Below are 17258 nucleotides of genomic sequence, written 5' to 3' on the forward strand. Positions count from 1 at the left end.
CGGCATGAACGCCAGAACCGACGCGCCGCAGACGGCGCCTGCCTCCGCTCCCTCCGCCCCGGCCGCGCCGGCGCAGGCGGAGCCGTCCGCCGCGGCCGAGCTCCCCGCCCCCGCCCCGACCTCCCCCGTGCCAGTCACGGCCGATCCCGATCGAAGCGGTCCCGACCACCAGCAGTTCGTCGACTGGCTGCGCACGGTGGCGCCGTATATCCATGCCTTCCGCGGCAAGACCTTCGTGATCGCCTTCGCCGGCGAGCTGGTCAAGTCGGGCGTGCTGAACGCGCTGGTCAACGACGTCGCGCTGCTGCACGCGATGGGCATGCAGATCGTGCTGGTGCACGGTTCGCGTCCGCAGGTGGAAGAGCAACTGGCGCTGCGCCATGTCGAGTCGCAGTTCGTCGACGGCGTGCGCGTCACCGACAACGCCGCGCTCGAATGCGCCAAGGAAGCCGCCGGCGAACTGCGGCTGGACATCGAGGCCGCGTTCAGCCAGGGCCTGCCCAACACGCCGATGGCCGGCGCCCAGCTGTCGGTGATCTCCGGCAACTTCGTCACCGCGCGCCCGGTCGGCATCGTCAACGGCACCGACTACCAGCACACCGGGCTGGTGCGCAAGATCGACGCCGAATCCGTGCGCATGTCGCTGTCGCATGGCAAGGTGGTGCTGCTGTCGCCGCTGGGCTTCTCGCCCACCGGCCAGGCCTTCAATCTGTCGATGGAAGACGTGGCCAGCGCCACCGCCACCGCACTCAAGGCCGACAAGCTCATCTTCATCACCGAGGTCCCGGGCGTGCCCGACCCGGTCGGCAAGATGATGCAGGAGATGTCGCTGCGCACCGCGGTGGAGCGGCTGCAGAACAACCACCTGCCGCCCGACGTCGCCAACTACCTGCAGCACCTGGTCAAGGCGCTCAAGGGCGGCGTGCCGCGCGCGCACCTGATCCCCTACTCGCTCGACGGCGCGGTGCTGCTGGAGCTGTTCCTGCACGACGGCGTCGGCACCATGCTGTCCGACACCGACCTGGAAAGCCTGCGCGAGGCCACGCTCGACGACGTCGGCGGCATCGTGCAGCTGATCGAGCCGCTGGAGCAGGACGGCACGCTGGTGCCGCGCGGGCGCCACCTGATCGAGCGCGATATCGGCAACTTCTCGGTGATCGAGCACGACGGCGTGCTGTTTGGCTGTGCCGCGCTATACGACTATCCGCGCGAGAACATGGGCGAGATGGCGTGCCTGACGGTATCGCAGGAAGCCCAGGGCACCGGCGACGGCGAGCGCCTGCTCAAGCGCATCGAGCGCCGCGCCCGGGCGCTGGGGCTGGAGCGGCTGTTCGTGCTCACCACCCGCACCGAGCACTGGTTCCTCAAGCGCGGCTTCGTCCACGCCACGGTCGACGACCTGCCCGAGGACAAGCGCAAGCTCTACAACTGGCAGCGCAAGTCCATGGTGCTGATGAAAAAGCTGTGACGGCGTAGGGGCAATCGCCGCCGCGCCGCGGCGTGCCGCCACGCTTGGCTACAATAGCGCCAGCGCCGAAGCTCTCACGAACATACCAAGGAGTCCCCATGGCCCGCACGGTCCATTGCATCAAGCTGAACAAGGAAGCCGAAGGTCTCGACTTCCCGCCGCTGCCCGGCGAACTGGGCAAGAAGATCTGGCAGAACGTGTCCAAGGAAGCCTGGGCCGGCTGGCTCAAGCACCAGACCATGCTGATCAACGAAAACCGCCTGAACATGGCCGATGCGCGTGCGCGCCAGTACCTGCTCAAGCAGACCGAGAAGTACTTCTTCGGCGAAGGCGCCGACCAGGCCCAGGGCTACGTGCCGCCCCAGTCCTGATCCGGTCTTGCGATCATGAAAATGGGGTGCCTCGGGCACCCCATTTTGCTTGGTGGCTGACGCCGGCACCGGGCCGCGCGTTCAGTAGTCGGTGCGCTGCACCCCGTCGCCGGTGCCGAGCAGCAGCACGTCGGCGCCGCGCAGCGCGAACAGGCCCACCGTGACCACGCCTGGCACCTGGTTGACGGTCTGCTCCAGGCCGCGCGGATCGTCGATCTTCAGGCCGGCCACGTCGAGGATCACATTGCCGTTGTCGGTCTTGTAGATGCCGCCTTCCTTGGTCATGCGCAGGCGCGGCTGGCCGCCCAGGGCCTGCAGCTTGCGCGCCACCGCGGCACGTGCCATCGGCACCACCTCGACCGGCAGCGGGAAGGTGCCCATGGTCTGCACCAGCTTGCTGCCGTCGGCGATGCAGACAAAGCGTTTGGCCACCGAGGCGACGATCTTCTCGCGCGTCAGCGCCCCACCGCCGCCCTTGACCATGGCACCGCTGGCATCGATCTCGTCGGCGCCGTCGACATACACCGGGATCTCGTCGACCTCGTTCAGGTCCAGCACCTTGAAGCCGTGCTGCTGCAGGCGCCGCGTCGAAGCCTCGGAGCTCGACACCGCACCCGCGAAGCGCTCCTTGAACGCCGCCACGGCGTCGATGAAGAGGTTGGCGGTGGAGCCGGTGCCCACGCCGAGCACGGCCCCTTCGGGCACTTCCTGCTTCACGTAGTCGGCGGCGGCTTGCGCGACCAGCGCCTTGAGTTCATCCTGAGTCATGACAACAGCCAGATTGCGTTGGGGGAAAAGGCGTAGTGTAGCGGATTGCGGTGGCGCGACGCGCGAGCGGCGGCGACCGCGCAGGTACAATGGACCGCACCGGTGCCGCATGCGCCCCTCACAGCCCGCGAACGCTTTTTGCAGACGCTCAAGCAGACGACCTAGCGACCATGAACCAGCTCGAACAACTCAGGCAGTTCACCACGGTGGTGGCCGATACCGGCGACTTCCAGCTGATGAAGCAGTACACGCCGCAAGACGCGACCACCAATCCGTCGCTGATCCTGAAGGCGGTGCAGAAACCCGAATACCGCCACCTGCTGGAGCGCGCGGTGCAGGACCACCACGGCAATGGCGGCGTCGATGCGGTCATGGACGAAGTGCTGATCGCGTTCGGTTGCGAAATCCTGGCGATCGTGCCAGGCCGGGTCTCGACCGAGGTCGATGCGCGCCTGTCGTTCGACACCACCGCCACGGTCAACAAGGCGCGCCACCTGATCCAGCTGTACGAGCAGCGCGGCATCGCGCGCGAGCGCGTGCTGATCAAGATCGCCTCCACCTGGGAGGGCATCCGCGCCGCCGAGATCCTGCAGCGCGACGGCATCCGCTGCAACATGACGCTGCTGTTCTCGCTGGTACAGGCGGTGGCCTGCGCCGAGGCCGGCGCCCAGTTGATCTCGCCGTTCGTCGGCCGCATCTTCGACTGGTACAAGAAGCAGGCGGGCGAGCAATGGGACGCGGCCGCCAACGGCGGCGACAACGATCCCGGCGTGCGCTCGGTGCGCCAGATCTACGACTACTACAAGAAGTTCGGCTATCCCACCGAGGTGATGGGTGCAAGCTTCCGCAGCACCGCGCAGATCCTGTCCCTGGCCGGCTGCGACCTGCTGACCATCAGCCCCGAACTGCTCGAGCAGCTCGCCGGCGGCCAGGAGCCGGTGGTGCACAAGCTGTCGGTGGAGCAGGCTCAGGCGGCCAACATCGCCCGCATCACCGCCGACGAGCCGTCGTTCCGCTGGCAGCTCAACGAAGACGCGATGGCGACGGAGAAGCTGGCCGAAGGCATCCGCCTGTTTGCCGCGGATGCGGTCAAGCTCGAGAAGCTGATCGCCGGCCTGGCGCAGCAATAAGCACCGCCGCGCGCCCGCGCGTGGCCCGGCGCTGCCCTTCGCTTCAGCCGGCCGATGGCGCCGGCTGCGTCCACAGCTGCGGCAGGCAGGCGCCCGCCGCGGCCGACAGCACGATGTCCGCGGTCTGGTCCAGCGCCGACGGCTGCGGATTGACCAGAATCACCGGCGCGCCATGCTCGCGCGCCACGCCCGGCAGCCCCGCCGCCGGATATACCAGCCCCGAGGTGCCGACCACCAGGCACAGGTCGCAGCTCTGCGCTGCATGCTCGGCGCGGTAGCGCGCCACGCGCGGCAGGTCTTCGCCGAACCACACCACGCCCGGGCGCATCAGCGCACCGCACAGGTTGCAGCGCGGCGGCATGCCGGGCAGCGCGGAGGCCTCGCTGCAGCGGCCACAGCCATCCAGCCACTTGTTGGCGAACAGGTTGCCGTGCAACTCGATCACGCCGGCGCTGCCGGCGCGCTGGTGCAGGCCGTCGACGTTCTGCGTCACCAGCGTGAGCGGCTTCTGCGCGGCCAGCGCCACCAGCGCGTGGTGCGCCGGATTAGGGTGCACCGTCGCCACCAGTTCGCGCCGGTGCTGGTACCACTGCCATACCAGCGCCGGCTGGCGGCGGTAGGCCGCTTCGCTGGCCAGCTCTTCCGGATCGAACTGTTCCCACAGCCCGGTCATCGCGTCGCGGAAGGTCGGCACGCCGGATTCGGCGGAAATACCGGCGCCGGTCAGCACGAAGATATTGCTGGCGCGCTCGATCAGCCGACGCGCTTCCGCGAGCCCCGGGAGTGCCGGCAGACTGGAATCGTCGGCCATGGCCTCAGCGCGGCAGGCGCCGCTGGCGCACGGCCTCGTACAGGCACACGCCGCTGGCCACCGACACGTTCAGGCTTTCCACGCCGCCCGCCATCGGGATGCCGACCAGCTCGTCGCAGGTCTCGCGCGTCAGGCGGCGCATGCCCTCGCCTTCGGCACCCATCACGATCGCCGTCGGCCCCTTGAAATCGATGTCGTACAGCGACTTCTCGGTGCCGTCGGCGGTGCCGATCACCCAGATGCCGCGCTCCTGCAGTTCGCGCAGGGTGCGGGCCAGGTTGGTCACGGTGATATAGGGCACGGTCTCGGCCGCGCCGCTGGCGACCTTGGCCACGGTGGCGTTCAGGCCGACGCTGCGGTCCTTGGGCGCGATCACGGCGTGCGCGCCGGCACCGTCGGCCACGCGCAGGCAGGCGCCCAGGTTGTGCGGGTCGGTGACGCCGTCCAGCACCAGCAACAGCGGCGTGCCTTCGATGCCGTCGAGCAGCTCGTCCAGGTTCAGCGCGAGCGCCACGTCTTCGGCACGCGCCACCACGCCCTGGTGGCGATCGGTGCCGGCCATGCCGCGCAGGCGCTCGGCATCGACCGGGTGCAGGCGCACGCCCAGGCTTTCGGCCAGACGCACGAAGTCCTGCATGCGCCGGTCGCGGCGGGCGGATTCGATATAGATGTCGGACACGCCCTTGGGATCTTGCCGCAGGCGCGCAGTCACGGCGTGAAAGCCGATCAGGAGTTTTTGTTTAGCCATGGGCGCGATTGTACCCGCCCGGCCACCGTCCCCGCGCAGGCGGGGATCGGCAGCGGACGGCAATCGGCTAGTGCTTGCGCGGCGTGCGCTTGGCCGCGGTCTTGCCCGCCGGCTTCGCGCCACGCGCCTTGGAGGCCGGCTTGCGCGGCTTTTCCAGGTGCGCGGGCTTGGGCTTGGCGGCGCGCTTGCCCGGCTTGCCGCCGGTCTTAAGGTGCGGCTTGAGCGGCGTGATCACCGCCTCGAATACCGGTTGCTCTTCGATCACCCGATCCAGGGTCTCGTCGAACGACTCTTCCGGCTTGGACGAGCCGCCCAGCAGCGCTGCCAGCTGGCGACCCTTCTTGCGCGCCGGCACCGCATGCGCGGCCGGCACGCGCGGCTGGGTCTCCGCGCCCGTAACACGCGCGCGCAGCGTTTTCGCCGACGGCTCCTGCACCAGGCGGAAATCGATCTTGCGCGCATCCAGGTCGACGCGCGACACCTGCACGCGCACGCGGTCGGTAAGCCGGTAGCGGATGCCGGTGCGCTCGCCGCGCAACTCGTTGCGGGCCTCGTCGTACTGGAAGTAGTCGCTGCCCAGCTCGGTGACGTGGACCAGGCCCTCTACGTACAGCTCGTCGAGCTGGACGAAGATGCCGAACGAGGTCACGGCGCTGACGGTGCCGGCATAGTCGCTGCCCAGCTTGTCGCGCATGAAGTAGCACTTGAGCCAGGCCTCGACATCGCGCGAGGCCTCGTCGGCGCGGCGCTCGTTGGCCGAGCAGTGCAGGCCCAGTTCGTCCCAGATGGCTTCGTTGCGGCGCGCGCGCGCCGCGGTCAGTTCGGCCTTCTGTTCGGCGTCCTTGGCCTGCAGCCTGCGCGCCTTCGGCGAGATCGCGGTGTTCAGCTCGGTGCCGTGGGCAAAGGCCGGCTGGTACTTGGTGTGCGCCAGCACCGCCTTGATCGCGCGGTGCACCAGCAGGTCGGGATAGCGGCGGATTGGGCTGGTGAAGTGCGCGTAGGCCTCGTACGCCAGGCCGAAGTGGCCGATATTGTCGGGGCTGTACACCGCCTGCTGCATCGAGCGCAGCAGCATGGTCTGCAGCATCGGCGCGTCCGGGCGCGACTTGATCTTGTCCATCACCTCGGCGTAGTCCGACGCCTGTGGCTTGTCGCCGCCGCCCAGCGACAGGCCGGCGGTACGCAGGAAGTCGCGCAGGTTCTTCAGCTTCTCGTCGCTGGGACCGGCGTGGATGCGGTATAGCGCCGGGTGCTTGAAGCGCTCGAGGAAATCGGCCGCGCACACGTTGGCGGTCAGCATGCATTCCTCGATCAGGCGGTGCGCATCGTTGCGCGTGCGGGGCAGGATCTGCTCGATCTTGCCCTGCGCATTGCAGACGATATAGGTCTCGGTGGTGTCGAAGTCGATCGCGCCGCGCGCGCGCCGCGCCTTGAGCAGGACCTGGAACAGCTCGTACAGGTTCTGCAGGTGCGGCACCAGCTCGCTGCGCTTGTGCGCCTCGGGGCCCTTGGTGTTGGACAGCACCGCCCAGACCTCGTTGTAGGTCAGCCGCGCCGTCGAGTGCATCACCGCCGGATAGAACTGGTAGCCCTTGAGCTCGCCCTTGGCGGTGATCACGGCATCGCACACCATGCACAGCCGGTCCACCTGCGGATTGAGGGAGCACAGCCCGTTCGACAGCTTCTCCGGCAGCATCGGAATCACGCGCCGCGGGAAATACACCGAGGTGGCGCGGTCGAGCGCGTCGGCATCGAGCGGCGTGCCCGGACGCACGTAGTGCGACACGTCGGCGATCGCCACGATCAGGCGCCAGCCCTTGGCGCGGCCGATCTTGACCGGCTCGCAATAGACCGCGTCGTCGAAGTCGCGCGCGTCTTCGCCGTCGATGGTGACCAGCGGGATGTCGCGCAGGTCGATGCGGTGGTCCAGGTCGGCCTGGCGCACCTCGTCGGGCAGCCCCGTGGCTTCCTGGGCGGCGGCGGGCGAAAACTGGTGCGGCACGCCGTACTTGCGCACCGCGATCTCGATTTCCATGCCGGGATCGTCGATTTCGCCGAGCACTTCCACCACGCGGCCCACCGGCTGCACATAGCGGTCGGGGAATTCGGTCAGTTCGACGCTGACCACCTGCCCCACCCGCGCCTTGCCCTGCGCCTTGGGCGGAATCAGGATGTCCTGGCTGATGCGCTTGTCTTCCGGCGCCACCACCAGCACGCCGCCCTCGCTGAGCAGGCGGCCAATGACATAGCGGTTGGCGCGCTCGATGATCTCGACGATCTGGCCCTCGGGGCGCCCGCGCCGGTCGTAGCCCACCACGCGCACCTGGGCGCGGTCGTTGTGCATGGCCTTCTGCAGCTCGCGCTCGGGCAGGAAGATATCGTCCTCGCCGTCGTCGCGGATCAGGAAGCCGAAGCCGTCGCGGTGCCCCTGCACCCGGCCGGTGACGAAGTTGGGCTGGTGCGCCAGCTCATAGCGGCCCTTGCGGTTGAGCTCGATCTGGCCGTCGCGCTCCATCGCGGCCAGGCGCTTCTGGAAGCCGTCATGCTCCTTGCGCGTGACCGCCAGCGCCTTGGCGATATCGCCTGCCGACTGGGGGGATCCCGACGTTCTCAGCACGCCCAGGATTTCTTCCCGGCTGGGGATCGGATAGTTATTCTGATTCAATTTTTTCTGGAAACTATTTGACAAAATTCTCGCGCTCTCTATAATGAGCGCTTCGGTTGTTTCGACACCTGCCCAGGTGGCGGAATTGGTAGACGCACTAGGTTCAGGTCCTAGCGGTGGCAACACTGTGGAGGTTCGAGTCCTCTCCTGGGCACCAAGTTACCGGAAAACCCGCAGCGCTTTCGAGCCCTGCGGGTTTTTTGTTTTTGACGCCTGTTTCGCGCATCAGATCCGGCAACTTGCACTCCTTGCTTGGCGGCACTGCCGCGATGTCATTACCTGCGAGCGTACGGGTTTTTTCCCGTCCGTGAAACCGCGCACCGTACCCCGCGCGGCAGCCGCACCACAAGGTTACGGCAATGTCGGGGAGTGTAACAGCTTCAGTGGCGATTCCGGCATTCCGGCGGCCACTACAAGGCATTTCGCCGCAACCCCTTTCTCCCCACGCTTGACGGTGTCCCAATGTGTAACTATCATGGTTTCACATCGAACCCGACACCATGAGCACAAGCAGCCGGTTTGCCGTAGCCGTCCATATCCTCACCCTGCTGGCCAGTTCCGCCGAACCGGTGCCGTCGTCGCTGATTGCCGGCAGTGTCGGCACCAACCCGGCGTTGATCCGGCGCCTGGTTGGCCAGCTGGCTGAAGCAGGCCTGGTGGCCACCACCATGGGCAGCACCGGTGGCGCCATGCTGGCGCGTCCGGCCGCGTCGATCACGCTGCTGGAGGTATTCCGCGTGGTCGAAACCACCGCGCTGATCGCGTTGCACCAGAGTGCGCCAAATCCGGCCTGCATGGTCGGGCGCGAGATCACCGGTGCGCTGCGCAAGGTCGCCGACCGCGCGAAGGCGGCCATGGACGAAACCCTGGCCGGCATCACCATCGCCAGCATGCTGGCCGACGTCGAGCGCGGCAGCCAGCGCCGCAAGCGCTGAATTTTTTTACCCTGATATGTAACTACATCAGTTTCATATCCACCTGACTCAACCAAGGAGTGACCATGAAGATCGCCATCATTGGAGCCACCGGCCGCGTTGGCACGCGCCTGACCGACGAAGCCGTGCGCCGCGGCCACGAGGTGACCGCCATCGCGCGCCAGGCCAGCCGTTTGCCGACACGTGCGGGCGTGACCGGCAAGGATGTGGATGCGACCGACAGCGCGGCACTGAGCGCCACCCTCGCCGGCCATGATGCCGTCGTCAGCACCGCGCGCTTCGCGCAGCTGAATGCGCAGCAGGTGAGCACGGCGGTGCGCCAGGCAGGCGTGCCGCGGCTGCTGGTGGTGGGCGGTGCCGGCAGCCTCCATGTCGCGCCGGGCGTGCAACTGGTCGACACGCCTGGCTTTCCGGATGCCTACAAGGCCGAGGCGCTGGCCGGCCGCGACTTCCTGAACGCGCTGCGCGGCGAGGCGCAGATCGACTGGACCTTCCTGTCGCCGTCCGCGCTGTTCGAGCCGGGCGAACGCACCGGCCAATTCCGCATCGGCAAGGAAGACCTGCTGAGCGATGCAGCAGGCAAGAGCTGGATCTCGATGGAAGACTATGCCATCGCGATGCTCGATGAAATCGAGCAGCCGGCGCATTCGCGCCAGCGCTTCACGGTAGGCTACTGAGCCGGATGCGGCGCGCTCAGTCGCGGGCGTTATCGTCCAGCAGGCTGGCGCGCTTGCCGCGCTTGAGCCAGGCGGCGAGGTTGTGCGGGCGCAGCGTGTCGTACTCTTCGAACGGCTGGTGGATCCAGGGATTCGACTCGAGGAAGGTGACGTGGTAGTCCGGCTCCACCTTGGAGCACGCCTTGTACCACAGCACCGCCGAGCGCACCTCGGTCACCGCCGGATAGCGTTCCTTGAGGTGGCGGCCCACGCGCTCGAGCGTGATGCCCGAGTCCACCAGGTCGTCGACCAGCAGGATCTTGCCGCTCAACTCGCCACGGGTCATGGTGATGTACTGCGCGATGTCGAGATCGCCCTGCTGCGTGCCGGCGGCCTCGCGGTAGCTGCTGGTCGCCAGGATGGCCAGCGGCACGTCGAAGATGCGCGACATCTGGTCGCCCACGCGCAGCCCGCCGCGCGCGAGGCACAGGATCTTGTCGAACTTCCATCCCGACTCATGCACATTCAGCGACAGTCGTGCGATCAGGCGGTGGTATTCGTCCCAGGAGACCCACAGGTTCTCGTCATCGTTGGTAGGCAGGTTCATCGTTCTACTCGTGATATCGTCCGGTCGGTTGACCGATATGGCTCGGCCCGCTTGCGCGGGCCGATTTATTTTCTGGCAGGCCGCGGCGCTCGTGGCGCGGCGGCACTGCGGGTACTGCGCAGGCGCTCAGGCCTTGTACGGATGGCGCAGCAGGATGGTCTCGTCGCGGTCCGGGCCGGTCGAGATCATGTCGATCGGAATGCCGACCACTTCCTCCACGCGCTTCAGGTAGACACGGGCCTGCTCGGGCAGTGCATCCCACGTCTTCACACCGAACGTGGACTCGTTCCAGCCGGGGAACTCTTCGTAGACCGGCTCGCAGCGTGCCACGGCATCCGAGCCGCGCGGCAGGATGTCGACGGTGCTGCCGTCGAGCGTATAGCCAACGCACAGCTTGATGCTTTCCAGGCCGTCGAGCACATCCAGCTTGGTCATGCACAGGCCGGACACGCCGTTGATCTGCACCGAGCGCTTGAGCGCGGCCGCATCGAGCCAGCCGGTGCGGCGCGGACGGCCGGTGACCGAGCCGAACTCCTTGCCGACATTGGCCAGGCGCACGCCCACCGCATCCTGGCGCGAGGGGTTGTCGTTGTCGTACAGCTCGCTCGGGAACGGGCCGGCACCGACGCGGGTGCAGTAGGCCTTGGTGATGCCGAGGATGTAGTTCAGGCGGCCCGGGCCCACGCCCGCGCCGGCTGCGGCGGCACCGGCCACGCAGTTGCTCGAGGTGACGAACGGATAGGTGCCGTGGTCCACGTCGAGCAGCGTGCCCTGCGCGCCTTCGAACATCAGGTTGCCGCCGGCGGCGTTGACCGCGTACAGCTCGGCCGAGACATCGGCGACCATAGGTGCCAGGCGCGGCGCGTAGGCCAGCGCTTCATCCAGGGTCTGCTGGAAATCGACGGCTTCGGCGCCCAGGTACTGGGTCAGCATGAAGTTGTGGAAGTCCAGGTTCTCGCGCAGGCGTTCGGCGAACTGCTGCGGGTCGAACAGATCCTGCACGCGCAGCGCGCGGCGTGCCACCTTGTCTTCATAGGCCGGGCCGATGCCGCGGCCGGTGGTGCCGATCTTGGCGGCACCACGGCGCGCTTCGCGCGCCTTGTCGATGGCGACGTGGTACGGCAGGATCAGCGTGGCCGCTTCGGAAATGCGCAGTCGGCTCTGCACCTGCAGGCCGGCGCCTTCGAGTTCTTCGATTTCACGGAACAAAGCTTCGGGCGACAGCACCACACCGTTGCCGATGTAGCAGACCGTGCCTTCGCGCATGATGCCCGAGGGGATCAGCCGGAGAATGGTCTTCTTGCCGCCGATGATCAGCGTGTGGCCAGCGTTGTGGCCACCCTGGAACCGCACCACGCCCTTTGCATGGTCGGTAAGCCAATCGACGATTTTTCCTTTGCCTTCGTCACCCCACTGGGTGCCGATCACGACGACATTGCGTCCCTGGCCTACTGCGGATGCGGACATATTGCTTTGGTCAATAGGTTAAAAACGTATTCTACTCTTGTTGCCGGGCGATTCCGGGTTTTTGGGCCGCTGCGGCGTCGATGCGTCAGCGCGGCACCACGGCCCAGCCGGCATCCTTGCGCACCAGTTGCCGGTCGCAATTGAATTCATCCAGCTCATGGGTGTGCCCGGGCAGCGACTGGATCACGATCTCGCCCGCAGCGCGCAGCGCGGTAATCGCGGCACGAAGTGCCGGGTCCGCATCCCAGGGCGCAAAAATCGCCAGCGCCCGGACCTCGACGGGTGACAGGGCCGCCACTTCACGCAGGTCCAGCGAGAAACCCGTGGCCGGACGCGCGCGGCCGAAGGCCTCGCCCACCTTGTCATAGCGGCCGCCCCGCGCCACATAGTTGGGCAGGCCCGCCACATAGGCCGCGAACATCACGCCGCTGTGGTAGTGGTAGCCGCGCAGGTCGGACAGGTCGATATTGACGCTGGCGCCGCGCACCTGCACCGCCAGTGCCGCCAGCTCATCCAGCGCGCGGCCGATCGCCGGGCTGGCCGGCAACGTGGCGCGGGCGCGCTCGATCACCTCGACGCCGCCGTACAGCGTCGGCAGCGCCAGCAGCGCGTCGCGTTCGGTCTGCGGCATGCCCGCGGTCAGCTCGCGCAAGGCGGGCACGTCCTTGGTTTCCAGCGCGGCAAACAACGCGTCCTCGATCTTGCGGATCGACGGCAGGCCCGCCAGCAACGCTTCGAGGATGCCAGCATGGCACAGGTCGATACGGATCTCCGACAGGCCGGCCGCGGCCAGTGCGGCCAGCATCAGCTCCTGGATCTCGACGTCGGCTTCGAGGCCGGCATGGCCGTAGATCTCGGCACCGATCTGGATCGGCTCGCGGGTGGCGTGGAATCCTGCCGGGCGCGCATGCAGCACGTTGCCGGCGTAGCACAGCCGGGTCACGCCCGGCCGGTTCAGCAGGTGGGCATCGATGCGCGCGACCTGCGGCGTGATATCGGCGCGCAGCCCCATGGTGCGGCCCGACAGCTGGTCGACCAGCTTGAGCGTGCGCAGGTCGAGGTCGTGGCCGGTGCCGGTCAGCAGCGACTCGAGGTATTCCAGCATCGGCGGCATCACCAGCTCGTAGCCGTAGGTGCGGAACAGGTCCAGCATGCGGCGGCGCAGCTCTTCGATCTTGCGCGCTTCCGACGGCAGCACGTCGGCAATGTTTTCTGGCAGCAGCCAATGGTTGGACATGGTGAATCTCTTCTCAGTCATTCAGTTGCCTGCCGGCGCAGCGCCTGCAGGGACCGGGCCTGGCCCGGCATAACCACGGTGCGGGCACCGCGCGCCCGCACCGTCACTCCGCAGCGATGGCTCCAGCCGGACAAAACCCCGGCAAGCCGGGGTTTCGTCAATTCGCCACACGGACAAGCGACGGTGCTAGCGCTTGCCTCCGCCGTTGCCTGCGGCCGCGCCCGCGGCGCCGCCGCTGGAACGCATGTAGCGGAAGAACTCGGAATTGGGTTCCAGCACCAGCACGTCGCGCTTGTCGCGGAAGGTGTTGCGGTAGGCCTCCATGCTGCGCCAGAACTGCGCAAACTGCGGATCGCGGCCAAACGCGTCGCCATAGATCTGCGACGCCTTGGCATCGCCCTCGCCCTTGATCACCTGCGCATCGCGATAGGCCTGGGCCAGCACCACTTCACGCTGGCGGTCGGCATCGGCGCGGATCTTCTCGCCCTCGGCGGCGCCGGTGGAGCGCAGTTCGTTGGCCACGCGCTTGCGCTCAGCCTCCATGCGGCGATACACCGACTCGCTGATCGCAGGCAGCAGGTCGACGCGCTTCAGGCGCACGTCGAGGATTTCGACGCCGACCGACTTGGCGTACTCGCTCATGCCGTTGCGGATGGCCTGCATCACCTGCTCGCGCTCGCCGGCGACCACGTCGGCGACGGTGCGCTTGCCGAATTCTTCACGCGCCACCGAGTCAATGCGCTGCGTCATGCGGTCCTGCGCGCCGCGCAGGTTGCCGCCGAAGGCGACGAAGAACTTGCGCGGATCGGTGATGCGCCATTTGACGAACCAGTCCACCACCATGCTCTTCTTCTCGGCGGTCAGGAAGCGCTCGTTGGCGGCGACATCGATGGTCTGCAGGCGGCGGTCCATGAACACCACGTTCTGGAACGGCGGCGGCAGCTTGAAGTGCAGGCCCGGCTCGCGCACCACTTCCTTGATCTGGCCGAAGGCGAACACCACGGCGTACTGGCGCTGGTCGACCACGAACAGCATGGACGAAACCACGGCCAGCAGGATGAAAAAGCCGATTGCGAAGGAAATCAGTCGGTTCATGACGGCCTCCTCAGCGCGAGTCGCGGTCGCGGTTGCGCAGCGATTCGCGCGACCGGTTGTCCGTCGAGGCATCGGGCGCGGGCGCCGGCGTGCCCGCCGCGCCGGGCTGGCCCGGCTGCGGCGTGGCGCGGCCCTCGGCCTGCGCCATCAGCTTGTCCAGCGGCAGGTAGAGCAGGTTGTTGCCCTGGCGCGCGTCGACCAGCACCTTGGTCGAATTGGAGTAGATCTGCTGCATGGTTTCTAGATAGATACGGTCGCGCGTCACCTGCGGCGCCTTGGCATATTCCGACTGCACCGAACGGAAACGCGACGCATCGCCCTCGGCCTGCGCCACCACGCGGGCGCGATAGGCTTCGGATTCTTCCTTCAGGCGCGCCGCGGTGCCCTTGGCGCGCGGGATGATGTCGTTGGCGTAGGCCTGGCCTTCGCTGATGGCGCGCTCGCGGTCCTGGCTGGCCTTGTTGACGTCGTCGAACGCGGCCTGCACCTGCTCGGGCGGCTGCACGCTCTGCACGTTCACGGACAGCACGCGGATGCCGGTCTTGTACGCCGACAGAATGGCCTGGATCGACTTGGCCAGTTGCTGCGCGATCTGTTCGCGGTTTTCATACAGCACCGCGTCCATCTTGTTTTTGCCGACGATCTCGCGCACCGAAGTCTCGGCGGCCTGCGTCACCAGCTCTTCATCGCCACCCCGGTCGGTCTTGTTGAAGAACAGGAATTCGCTGGCGTCCTGGATCACGTACTGCACGGTGAAGCGCACGTCGATGATGTTCTCGTCCTGCGTCAGCATCGACGAGTCTTTCAGGTTGCTGTCCTTGATCGAGGTGGAGCGGCCCACCTCGACCGAGCGCACCGCCGACAGGTTGACGACCTCGGCCGACTGCACCGGCCAGGGCAAGCGCCAGTTGATGCCGGGGCCGGCAGAGTACTTGAACTTGCCGAACTGCAGGATCACCGCGGTCTGGCCTTCCTGCACCATGAAGAAGCCGCTGGCCAGCCAGATGCCGACCACCGCGGCCACGATCACGCCGGCGCCCACGCTCGAGCCCTTGCCGGGGGTGCGCGGGCCGCCGAAGCCCTGGTTGCCGTTGCCGCCGTTGTCCTTGCGGCCGAGCAGTCCGTTCAGGCGGCGGTTGAAGTCGCGCCACAGTTCGTCCAGGTCCGGCGGGCCGCCATCCTGCTGCGGACGCTGGTTCTGCTGGCGGTTGTCGTCGCGGCCGTCCTTCTTGTCATCGTCCTGCCCATCCCGACCCCAGCGCGGATCGTTCAGCGAGAAGATGGCGCGCAAGCGCTGCCAGCCCGCGCGCAGCGCGAGGCGGCCGCCTGGTGTCAGGCTCGAATCAGCATTCCGGGGAAACTGGGGCATGAAGTGCACGGGTCCGGGGAAGTTTGTAACAGGGGGATTCTAGCAGTCATCGGCGCCACTTTTGGCCAATTCGCGCAATCCCCGCGGCAACCGCACCGGAATTGGGCAGAACCGGCGCCAATCCGGCACCAGGGCGGCGTGGATCCAACGGCAAGCCCCTGGCTAGCCGCACGCCTACAGCGGGCGCGAATCGTCCGCATCGGTGTCGTCGGCGCCAGCCGGCATGCCGCCATCACCGATCGTGCCGTCGCCGGCGCCATCGGCCTGCGGCACATCGTCCAGGCGCGGATCGTAGGGTTGCGATTCGGGCGGGCGGCTGGCCAGCCATTGCGCTACTTCGACCACGGCCTCGCGCAGCGCGTCGAGCCCCAGCCCTTCGCGCGCGCTCAGGAACACGCGGGTCGGGATGCCGTCCGCGTCGCGCTCGATGCGCGGGCCCTCGTCCATCAGTTCGGGCGCGGCGTCGATCTTGTTCATCACCACGATCTGCGGGATGTCCAGCGCATTGATTTCCGCCAGCACCCGATTGACCTGCTCGATCTGTTCGTGGCGCACCGGGCTCGATGCATCGACCACATGCAGCAGCAAGTCGGCATGCACGGTCTCGTCCAGCGTGGCACGGAACGCCGCCACCAGCTGCGTCGGCAGGTCGCGGATAAAGCCGACCGTGTCCGACAGCACCACGTTGCCCAGGCCATCGAGGAACAGCCGGCGCGAGGTGGTGTCAAGCGTGGCGAACAGCTGGTTGGCCGCATACGCGCCGGCCTTGGTCAGCGCGTTAAACAGCGTCGACTTGCCGGCGTTGGTGTAGCCCACCAGCGAAATGCTGAGGGTGTCGTTGCGCGCGCGCGCGCGCCGCTGGGTGCTGTGCTGGCGCTGCAGCCGCGACAGATCGGACTTGAGCCGCTTGGCGCGCTCGTCCAGCATGCGGCGGTCCAGTTCCAGCTGGCGTTCGCCGGGACCACCGCGCATGCCGATGCCGCCCTTCTGCCGCTCCAGGTGGCTCCACGCGCGGACCAGCCGCGACGCGCGGTACTGCACCTGCGCCAGCTCCACCTGCACCTTGCCGACATGGCTCTGGGCGCGCTGCCCGAAGATATCGAGGATCAGGCCGGTCCGGTCGATCACGTGGCGCTGCAGGAAGCGCTCCAGGTTGCGCTGCTGCGCCGGGCTCAGCGCGTGATTGAAGACCACCACGTCGGCATCCAGCGCGTCGGCGGCCTCCTTCAGCTCCTCGGCCTTGCCCGAGCCGATGAACAAGGCCGGATCCGGTCGCGAGCGACGGCCCGTCAGCGTATGCACCGGCAGCGAGCCGGCGGTGGTGGTCAGCAGCGCCAGTTCGCTGAGGCTTTCCTGGAAATCATGCTTGCCGAAGTCGACGCCGACGAGGATGGCGCGCGAAGGGGCGGTATTGGAGGTGGCTCTGGGGTCCAAGGGCGGGCGCGAATGCGCAGGGAAATTCGGGTTCAGGGGGAGGGATGGCGGATCTCGGACACTGTCCTGGCCCCTGCCGGGACAGGCCGCCGCATGATGCGGAACGTGGCGGCGGCGGGCGCATTGGCAACCACCGGACCGCGCGGCACCGGGTGCGTCGGCACACCGGCGCCGGGCATCGTGGCGGCGCCGCCTGGCGCCCGTACGATGCCCTGGGGCAGATCGGTCAGATCAGGCCTCGGCGGAATCATCCACGCGGAAATTGACCGCGCGTGCCGGCACGACGGTGGAGATCGCATGCTTGTAGACCATCTGGGTCACGGTGTTGCGCAGCAGGACGACATACTGGTCGAACGATTCGATATTGCCTTGCAGCTTGATGCCATTGACGAGATAGATGGAAACCGGCACGTGCTCTTTGCGCAGCGCGTTCAGGAACGGGTCTTGTAGCAGTTGCCCTTTGTTGCTCATGGCACACTCCAAATTTATAGGTTTAG

At 67.3% G+C, this 17258-nt stretch carries 16 protein-coding genes and 1 tRNA gene; 6 read left to right on the plus strand and 11 right to left on the minus strand.

All coding sequences use genetic code 11. The features are described from left to right. Positions 1-4: 4 nt before the first annotated feature. Together argA and MKD38_RS12335 are read left to right on the plus strand one after the other, a co-directional pair. Positions 5-1468, plus strand: a complete 1464-nt coding sequence (gene argA / locus MKD38_RS12330) for an amino-acid N-acetyltransferase (protein WP_252677157.1) — start codon at positions 5-7, stop codon at positions 1466-1468. A gap of 98 nt (positions 1469-1566) precedes the next feature. Beyond that, positions 1567-1839, plus strand: a complete 273-nt coding sequence (locus MKD38_RS12335) for an oxidative damage protection protein (RefSeq protein ID WP_018007757.1) — start codon at positions 1567-1569, stop codon at positions 1837-1839. 81 nt (positions 1840-1920) lie between these two features. On the opposite strand, the gene rpiA is transcribed toward MKD38_RS12335, so the two are convergent. Then, positions 1921-2607: a ribose-5-phosphate isomerase RpiA gene (gene rpiA / locus MKD38_RS12340; protein WP_252677159.1), complete on the minus strand. Its 687-nt coding sequence runs from the start codon at positions 2605-2607 to the stop codon at positions 1921-1923. 170 nt (positions 2608-2777) lie between these two features. Between rpiA and tal the strand changes: the two genes are divergently transcribed. Next, positions 2778-3737, plus strand: coding sequence for a transaldolase (gene tal, locus MKD38_RS12345; RefSeq protein ID WP_252677161.1), 960 nt, complete (start codon positions 2778-2780; stop codon positions 3735-3737). Positions 3738-3780: 43 nt separating this feature from the next. Here the strand turns inward: tal and MKD38_RS12350 are convergent, their stop codons facing one another. From MKD38_RS12350 to rnr, 3 genes are all read right to left on the minus strand, one after another. Then, positions 3781-4548: an SIR2 family NAD-dependent protein deacylase gene (locus MKD38_RS12350; RefSeq protein ID WP_252677163.1), complete on the minus strand. Its 768-nt coding sequence runs from the start codon at positions 4546-4548 to the stop codon at positions 3781-3783. Between the two features lie 4 nt (positions 4549-4552). After that, positions 4553-5296: a 23S rRNA (guanosine(2251)-2'-O)-methyltransferase RlmB gene (gene rlmB, locus MKD38_RS12355; protein WP_012353149.1), complete on the minus strand. Its 744-nt coding sequence runs from the start codon at positions 5294-5296 to the stop codon at positions 4553-4555. A gap of 67 nt (positions 5297-5363) precedes the next feature. Further along, the gene (rnr, locus tag MKD38_RS12360) at positions 5364-7961 is read right to left on the minus strand and encodes a ribonuclease R (protein WP_252677165.1); all 2598 of its coding nucleotides are present in this window, start codon (positions 7959-7961) and stop codon (positions 5364-5366) included. Between the two features lie 70 nt (positions 7962-8031). On the opposite strand from rnr, the gene MKD38_RS12365 reads away from it, so the two are divergent. The 3 genes from MKD38_RS12365 to MKD38_RS12375 all read left to right on the plus strand — a co-directional run bounded on the left by MKD38_RS12365 (position 8032) and on the right by MKD38_RS12375 (position 9573). Further along, positions 8032-8118: transfer RNA gene (locus MKD38_RS12365), tRNA-Leu, on the plus strand. A 343-nt stretch (positions 8119-8461) separates the two neighbouring features. Continuing rightward, complete coding sequence (locus tag MKD38_RS12370) at positions 8462-8896, plus strand: Rrf2 family transcriptional regulator (protein WP_252677167.1); 435 nt, start codon at positions 8462-8464, stop codon at positions 8894-8896. A 65-nt stretch (positions 8897-8961) separates the two neighbouring features. Next, complete coding sequence (locus MKD38_RS12375; RefSeq protein WP_252677169.1) at positions 8962-9573, plus strand: NAD(P)-dependent oxidoreductase; 612 nt, start codon at positions 8962-8964, stop codon at positions 9571-9573. Positions 9574-9589: 16 nt separating this feature from the next. Here the strand turns inward: MKD38_RS12375 and MKD38_RS12380 are convergent, their stop codons facing one another. The 7 genes from MKD38_RS12380 to hfq all read right to left on the minus strand — a co-directional run bounded on the left by MKD38_RS12380 (position 9590) and on the right by hfq (position 17232). Continuing rightward, positions 9590-10159, minus strand: coding sequence for a phosphoribosyltransferase (locus MKD38_RS12380; RefSeq protein ID WP_252677171.1), 570 nt, complete (start codon positions 10157-10159; stop codon positions 9590-9592). Between the two features lie 126 nt (positions 10160-10285). Next, positions 10286-11626 carry an adenylosuccinate synthase gene (locus tag MKD38_RS12385; RefSeq protein WP_252677173.1) on the minus strand — a complete coding sequence of 447 codons (1341 nt, stop codon included), beginning with the start codon at positions 11624-11626 and terminating at the stop codon, positions 10286-10288. Between the two features lie 85 nt (positions 11627-11711). Next, the gene (locus tag MKD38_RS12390) at positions 11712-12863 is read right to left on the minus strand and encodes an ATP phosphoribosyltransferase regulatory subunit (RefSeq protein ID WP_252677207.1); all 1152 of its coding nucleotides are present in this window, start codon (positions 12861-12863) and stop codon (positions 11712-11714) included. A gap of 186 nt (positions 12864-13049) precedes the next feature. After that, positions 13050-13958, minus strand: coding sequence for a protease modulator HflC (gene hflC / locus MKD38_RS12395; protein ID WP_115703675.1), 909 nt, complete (start codon positions 13956-13958; stop codon positions 13050-13052). Positions 13959-13968: 10 nt separating this feature from the next. Next, a complete protein-coding gene (hflK, locus tag MKD38_RS12400; RefSeq protein ID WP_252677175.1) occupies positions 13969-15327 on the minus strand; it encodes an FtsH protease activity modulator HflK in 1359 nt (452 codons plus the stop codon). Between the two features lie 174 nt (positions 15328-15501). Further along, complete coding sequence (gene hflX, locus MKD38_RS12405) at positions 15502-16761, minus strand: GTPase HflX (protein ID WP_252677177.1); 1260 nt, start codon at positions 16759-16761, stop codon at positions 15502-15504. 231 nt (positions 16762-16992) lie between these two features. Beyond that, complete coding sequence (hfq, locus tag MKD38_RS12410; RefSeq protein ID WP_012353158.1) at positions 16993-17232, minus strand: RNA chaperone Hfq; 240 nt, start codon at positions 17230-17232, stop codon at positions 16993-16995. Between the last annotated feature and the right edge of the window lie 26 nt (positions 17233-17258).

The sequence above is a fragment of the Cupriavidus sp. WGlv3 genome, from assembly GCF_023952475.1.
GTDB lineage: Bacteria > Pseudomonadota > Gammaproteobacteria > Burkholderiales > Burkholderiaceae > Cupriavidus > Cupriavidus phytorum.